The organism is Reyranella sp. (assembly GCF_052439685.1).
In the GTDB taxonomy this organism is placed as follows: Bacteria; Pseudomonadota; Alphaproteobacteria; order Reyranellales; family Reyranellaceae; genus Reyranella.
The window spans coordinates 495,958-502,038 of the sequence record NZ_JBQVQG010000002.1 but is presented as its reverse complement, the minus strand read 5'-3'; the positions used below and the strand labels follow the sequence as shown (position 1 = coordinate 502,038).

Sequence of the window (6,081 nt, the reverse complement as noted above, 5' to 3'; positions counted from 1 at the left end):
GTCTCCGAGACCCTGGCCGACGCCTCCAAAGGCGGCCTCTCCAAGATCGCCTTCGTCAGCGAACCGGCGCGCTGAAGCCTAGCTACGTGTTCCGGCGAGGCTGACGGTCGCCACGCCGGCGCCGACAAGGAGCCCGCCGCCCACCTTGTTGACGACGCCAATGGTGCGCGGGTCCGAAGCGAACCGCCGTGCCCGCGAGGCGACCAGCGCGTAACCGAAGGCATTGGCGAAGGCCAGCACCAGGAACGTCGTTTCGAAGACCAGCATCTGGGTGAGGAAGTCCGCCCTGGGATCTAGGAAGGCGGGCAGGAAGGCTACGAAAAAGGTGATGCTCTTCGGATTGAGGGCCGTCACCAGCCAGGCGTGGCCCAGCATCTTCGCGGCGGAGACCGTATCGGTCCGCGGGGCGGCGTCCAGGGTGCCGCCGGCGCGCCAGAGCTTGATACCAAGATAGACCAGATAGGCCGCTCCCGCCCATTTCAGGAGAGTAAACAGCGTGGCCGAGGTGGCCAGGAGGGCGCCTAGTCCCAGCATCGAGAGGGTCATGGCCGTGAAGTCGCCCAAGGCGACGCCGATGGCCATCGGCAGCGCGGTGCGCCAGCCCTGTCCAAGGGCATAGGACACGACCAGGAGCACGGTTGGCCCCGGGATCACCAGAAGAACGCTCGACGCTGCCGCGAAGGCGATCCAGGCTTCAAAGGACATAAATAAAAACCTCGTAAACTTGGGTCATAAAGCCATGACCCGACGTTAACGTCAGCCGAAAATTGGCCTCCTATCATCGTCAAGTTTATAGTGTGTGCGATCCTGCTGGAGGCTGAATGACCCGTTCCAAGCCGCGAGGCTACCACCATGGCGATTTGCGCGAGGCGCTGGTGGTGGCAGGGCGCAAGCTCGTCGAGGAAAAGGGAATCCGAGGCTTCACGCTGCGAGAGTGCGCCCGCCGGGCCGAAGTCTCCCATGCGGCGCCTGCGCACCATTTCGCGTCGATGGACGACTTGCTGGCCGAACTGGTCCGTCGCGGTTTCGCGGAACTGACGGCGGCCATGACGACCGAAGCCGCGCGGGCAGCGGACGATGAACCCGCGGCGCGACTGGTAGGCCTTGGCGTCGGCTACATGGCGTTTGCCGCCGCCAATCCCACGCTGTTCCAGCTCATGTTCAGCCGCGAGGCGAACCACATCGAGCCCAAGGAAGGGGATGAGGGTGCTGAGAGCGTCCGTCGGCTCCTGGCGGCCGTTCTCGACGACGTGGTCGGCGACGCGGCAGACGAAGTGCGCCAGCAGGCAGCCGACCTTGCCTGGGGCACCATGCACGGGTTCATCACCTTGGTGCTCGAAGGAGAGATCGGGCGCCGCGATTCCTCGAGGGCCCTGAAGGCCCGGGGCCTCGCTGCCCTTGCGGCGATGGCTGACACCGTGGCGCGTCTCGCCCGGCCCTGAGCCGACCGATGCTCAGAGAGGGATGCGGAACAGCAACGCCTCTGTCCCGCCGTGCGCGGCGACCTTGGCAAAGCGCTCGACGAGGACGCCGCCATTGGCGGTGATGACCTTCTGCGACGGCAGGTTGTCGGGATCGGTCGTCAGGTCGACATGGGGCAGTCCGTGCTGCCGGACCTCCTTCAGGAGCATTCCGAGCGCCAGGGTCGCGTAGCCCCGGCGGCGCTTCCAGGGCGCCACAGCATAGCCGATATGGCCAAGAACGTACGAGGGGAGCGCCGCCGTCCCCGGCTGCCAGCGAAAGCCGATCGAGCCGCAGAACTCGCCATCCCACATCCAGCGCCGATAGCCCGGCATCCGCGGGACCATCGTGCCGTCGGGCAGGGTGACCGGGCCGGCCTTGGCTTCGGGATCGTCGAGCGAGGCTACGAACCCCGTCGGATCGGCCTCGATGCGAGCGAGCTCCTCGCGTGGCGCCTCGTCGACCCGCACATTGTCGGGTGACCAGCCGCGGCGGAGCGCGTCGGTATACCCTTCGAGATGGGCGAGATCGGGCACAATGAGCTGCAACGGACTTTCCTTTTGACAGGCAGGGTGCTGTAGCATGCCGGCCCATGAGTTCCAGCCCCATCCTCGTCCTCGATATCGATGGTGTCGTCTCGCTCGCCCAGCCGGGCTCGCCGCACCCGTGGTACGCCACGCTCAAAGAGGACTGGGGCCTCAGTCATGATGAGGAGCTGGCGCCGGAATTCTTCCTGAAGCCGGAATTCATGGAGGTCCTGCGCGGCCGGCTCGACCTTTACGTGGCGCTGCATGAGTATTTCGAAACCAAGGGCCTGGCCGACCGGCTCGAGGAATTCGTCTCCTACTGGTTCGAGAAGGACTCCGATATCGACCGCGGCGTGCTCGCCCAGGCCGACGCCTGGCGCCAGCGCACCGGCGGCCGCGTCTTTGCGGCGACCAACCAGGAGCATCATCGCATCGCCTATCTGCGCGACCGGATGGGGCTCGGCGCGCATTTCGACGAGATCGTCTATTCGGCGGCGCTGGGCGTCTGCAAGCCCGAGCGCGTCTTCTACACCAACGCGCAGGCCCGGATGGGCGTCACGGTCGCGCAGTCGATCCTGTTCGTCGATGACAAGACCAGCAACGTCGACGGCGCCCGCATGGCCGGCTGGCGCGCCATGCTCTACCGCGGGCCGGAAAGTCTCGAACGCGCGCTGGCGGGCTGGGGTTAGTCCTCGCAGCAGCGCGAGATGAGGAGCGTGCAGGCCAGCAGGTCGGCAGAGCCGCCGGCCGACAGGTTTCGTGCGATAAAGGCGCGGTGCAGCGTTTCTGCTTTCTCGAACCAGCCAGGCTGGTGGCAGCCGCCGTCGGCCAGGAAGTCCGCCGCCGACTGGCGCACGAAAGAGCCCGCTTCGAGGCCGCCGCGATAGAGAACCGTCGTGTCGTCGATCGACGCCATCAGGGCGAACAGGGTCTGGATGCCGGCGGCATTGTCGTCGAGGCCGGTTTCCCGGGCGCGCCGATAGGCGGGGACACCTAGTTCGAACACGCTGGGAAAGGCACGAGCCGCCTCACGGCGGGCACCGTCGCGGCCGGTCCGGCGGCGCACGAGGCCGCCATGGCTGGCCTCATGGTCGCGTTCGGCATGCGCGTTGAGCGCGTCGCCCCAGGTTTCCGTGAGCGCCGCGCGAACGGCGTCTGGAGAGAGCACGGGAGAGAGTGCCAGCGCTCGGGCGATGGCGGCGACGATCAGGCCGACCGAGAAGATGGCGCCGCGATGCGTGTTGATGCCGCCGGTGACGGCCAGCATGCCGTGCTCGGCCTCGATGCCGAGCGGGACGAGGCTCTGGTCGAACGAGCGGCCGGCGCGGCCCGCCGCGGCGAGGGCAACGAAGGCAGGCAGCAGCGAATCGGCCGACCGGCACATCAGGCCGAAATCCATGTCGGCGTGAGCGCCGGAATCGACGGGGCTGACGAGGCCGGGCTTGGGATAGGCCTGCAGCTCGTCGCGCATCGCCGTGACCGCCGCGCGGGCAATCGCCTGGTCGTCCAGGCTCATCGTCCGATCTGGGAGCGCGGCACGAGCTTCAGCGTGTCGACCGACTTCAGGAGGACTTCGTCCTTGTCCTGGAGAAGTTCGCGCCATTGAACCTCCCCGACGCCGGGGAAGGACAGTTCGCCGTCGATGCGAAAGGCGAGGTCCTGTTCTGCGCCTGCGAGGAAGGCCGCTGTCCGCCCGGCGCCCTCTAGGTCGGCGACGTCGATCACCAGGTCGAGATCGGACGCCTCGTGGACATGGCGTTCGCCGGTCAGGGCCTGCCACATCCAGCTTCCGTAGACACGGATGTCGAGACCGGCGGGGGCTGCGGCCGAGATCAGGCGGGAAAAGGAGTCGGCCTTCGTCGTCGCGGCGGGGCAGCGTGCGATCTCCGCGAGGCCGGGCGGACGGGCGTGGCGAACGATACGATCGGGATCGATGCGGGCTGCCACGCGGCGTGGCCGCAGGTCGGGGCGGGCGGGATCGGTGGTGCAGAAACCCAGCCCGACATCGAGTCCATCGTCCCGGCGGCGAGTCACGACGAAGGGACGGCTGGCCTCATGCCAGCGGGCCGCCCGGGCGCGATCGTCTTCGGTGTCCGCTCCGGGCGCCTGCGACAGCCAGACCAGCGTGTGGCGGCGAAGGCCGGTCATCGCGCCGATTCGGCGAGGACCTTTTTGCGGATATCGAGGGCGAGCTTGCGGCCGCCGCGCTGCTTGCCGAGTTCGGCGCGATTGTCCTCGGTCGACGAGGCGGCGATGGCAGCGGCGAGCTTCGCCGGCACGTCATCCTTCTCCGACCAGACTTCCTCGACGCCGCCCAGCAAAGCGAAGGGCGCGGCGCCGAATTCGAGCGACGGCATCGTCTTCGAGAGTTTCTCGAGAACGGGCGCGGGGATCTTGGTCACCGCCGACATCGCCGCGATCGGCATCAGCCCGACGCTGGCCTGGTCGAGGGCGTAGATCCGGTCGGCGAACATGCCGTAGCAGAGGAAGGCGCCGCCCACGGCTTGGCCGGTCGCGACGGTAATGAGCTTGTGGCCCTTGCGACGTGCCAGTTGGAGGCAGGACAGGAGATGGCCGAAGTAGCTGGCGAGGCCCAGCATCTCGGCGACGCGGTTCGGCTCCTGGCCGGCGCTGTCGACCAGCATGACGATCGGCGTCTTCGGCTGGCGCTCGATGCACTCGATCACATGAGCCGCGAGGCGCAACGCGGCCTCGTTGTCGATGTAGGTGCCATCGCAGGTGCCGATGACACAGACCTTGCTGCCACCGACCATGGCGTAGCCCGCCAGCACGGATTTCTCGATGGCGATACCGGTGGCGGAGGCGCCGAACAGGCGGTTCAGCACGGCGCGGGCGGACGGCTTCTTCGGTGTCGGTTTCTTCATGACCTACTTCCCACGCTTGGCGAGGGCAGCGAACTCCGGCCCGGAGGCCAGGGACGCGGCTTCGATGTTCCGCACGCCCATGCCCTTCCAGACGGCGTCCGGATCGGTCGCCGCGCCGAACTTCTTCAGCCTCTTCGCAAGTTCCTTCTGGCGCGCCTTGACGGCGGTGAGGCTGACGGCGCGAGACTTCCCGAGGAGCTTGGAAATGCCGTCGCGCACCGCGTCGGCCGTGTCATGCACCAGCGCATCGGCATCGCCCAGCAGGTACTTGGTCTTGCCGCCGCTCGTCTTCCAGACCAACGCGCGATTGGCGGAATCGTAGGCCTTCTTGCCCATCCACTTCTCGATCACGATCGGACCGGAGATGCCGAGGCGGCCGTGCTCGGTCATGACGCGGAAGTCGCAACAGGTCGACAGGATACCGATGCCACCATAGGCGCCGATATCGGTGGCGATGACGGCGATGGTCGGGACCTTCAGCGCGCGGCATTCGAAGATGGCGCGCATCGTTTCGGCGATGGCGATCTCGCCGGACGAGCCTTCGTGCAGGCGCACGCCGCCGCTCTCGATGATCAGCACGCACGGCACCTCGTCGCGCGCGGCGGCCTTGAACAGGCCCGTGAGCTTCGCGCCGTGGATCTCGCCGACGGCGCCGCCGACGAACTGGCCGACCTGGGCGGCGAGGTACACCTTCTTGCCCTTGATCCTGGCATGGCCGATCACGATGCCATCGTCGAAAGACACCGGGATGCCGAGCTGGGCCAGGTAGGGGCTGGTCAGCCGCTCCGGCGGCGGCAACAGCTCGGTGAAGGAGCCCGGGTCGGCAAGGGCCGCGATGCGCTGGCGCGCGGTCAGTTCGTGGAAAAGTGGTGCGCCGGTCATTTGTCGCCCTTGGTGAGATGGTCGTAAGCCTGGCGCAGGCGCAGATTGACGAGCACGGGCGGGGCGCCCTGGTCGTTGATCGTGATCTTCGTCCCACCGGCCGGATAGTGGTGGGCGAAGTCGGCGAGAGCCGCTAGCCAGGAGGCCTTGTAGCCGGGAATCGAGGTTTCGACTTGGCACTCCATCGCGTCAGCGGGCTTGCCGCCACGCTCCATGAGGACTTCCAGATTGCCGGAGCCGACGACGCCCGCGAGCGCCCACGGCTTGGCTGTCTTGGCGCCGAGCGGCTTGGAGGGGAAAGACTTGGCGAACTTTTCCATGCTGAT

Annotated in this window: 9 protein-coding genes; 2 read left to right on the top strand and 7 right to left on the bottom strand. The window is 67.3% G+C overall.

The annotated features are described in order from the left end of the window. Window positions 1–78: 78 nt before the first annotated feature. A complete protein-coding gene (locus tag ACT6UX_RS05505) occupies window positions 79–705 on the bottom strand; it encodes a LysE family translocator (RefSeq protein WP_444774127.1) in 627 nt (208 codons plus the stop codon). Between the two features lie 116 nt (window positions 706–821). Here ACT6UX_RS05505 and ACT6UX_RS05500 point away from each other — a divergent pair, with 116 nt between their 5' ends. Then, the gene (locus ACT6UX_RS05500; RefSeq protein ID WP_444774126.1) at window positions 822–1,442 is read left to right on the top strand and encodes a TetR/AcrR family transcriptional regulator; all 621 of its coding nucleotides are present in this window, start codon (window positions 822–824) and stop codon (window positions 1,440–1,442) included. A 12-nt stretch (window positions 1,443–1,454) separates the two neighbouring features. Here ACT6UX_RS05500 and ACT6UX_RS05495 read toward each other — a convergent pair whose 3' ends face one another. Continuing rightward, the gene (locus ACT6UX_RS05495) at window positions 1,455–2,045 is read right to left on the bottom strand and encodes a GNAT family N-acetyltransferase (protein ID WP_444774125.1); all 591 of its coding nucleotides are present in this window, start codon (window positions 2,043–2,045) and stop codon (window positions 1,455–1,457) included. 8 nt (window positions 2,046–2,053) lie between these two features. On the opposite strand from ACT6UX_RS05495, the gene ACT6UX_RS05490 reads away from it, so the two are divergent. Continuing rightward, entirely contained in the window at window positions 2,054–2,677 is a 624-nt protein-coding gene (locus ACT6UX_RS05490; protein WP_444774124.1) for an HAD-IA family hydrolase, read from the top strand. On the opposite strand, the gene mdcB is transcribed toward ACT6UX_RS05490, so the two are convergent. The 5 genes from mdcB to mdcC are packed head-to-tail and all read right to left on the bottom strand — an operon-like array spanning window position 2,674 to window position 6,075. Next, complete coding sequence (gene mdcB, locus ACT6UX_RS05485; RefSeq protein ID WP_444774123.1) at window positions 2,674–3,504, bottom strand: triphosphoribosyl-dephospho-CoA synthase MdcB; 831 nt, start codon at window positions 3,502–3,504, stop codon at window positions 2,674–2,676. The two genes, ACT6UX_RS05490 and mdcB, sit on opposite strands and share 4 nt — an antisense overlap. After that, complete coding sequence (mdcG, locus tag ACT6UX_RS05480) at window positions 3,501–4,136, bottom strand: malonate decarboxylase holo-[acyl-carrier-protein] synthase (protein WP_444774122.1); 636 nt, start codon at window positions 4,134–4,136, stop codon at window positions 3,501–3,503. The genes mdcB and mdcG overlap by 4 nt, the downstream gene beginning before the upstream one ends. Continuing rightward, window positions 4,133–4,873: a biotin-independent malonate decarboxylase subunit gamma gene (locus ACT6UX_RS05475; protein ID WP_444774121.1), complete on the bottom strand. Its 741-nt coding sequence runs from the start codon at window positions 4,871–4,873 to the stop codon at window positions 4,133–4,135. Before ACT6UX_RS05475 ends, mdcG begins: the two co-directional genes overlap by 4 nt. A gap of 3 nt (window positions 4,874–4,876) precedes the next feature. After that, on the bottom strand, window positions 4,877–5,755 hold the full coding sequence (locus ACT6UX_RS05470) for a biotin-independent malonate decarboxylase subunit beta (RefSeq protein WP_444774120.1): 879 nt from the start codon (window positions 5,753–5,755) through the stop codon (window positions 4,877–4,879). Beyond that, window positions 5,752–6,075 carry a malonate decarboxylase acyl carrier protein gene (gene mdcC / locus ACT6UX_RS05465; RefSeq protein ID WP_444774119.1) on the bottom strand — a complete coding sequence of 108 codons (324 nt, stop codon included), beginning with the start codon at window positions 6,073–6,075 and terminating at the stop codon, window positions 5,752–5,754. The genes ACT6UX_RS05470 and mdcC overlap by 4 nt, the downstream gene beginning before the upstream one ends. Window positions 6,076–6,081 lie beyond the last annotated feature (6 nt).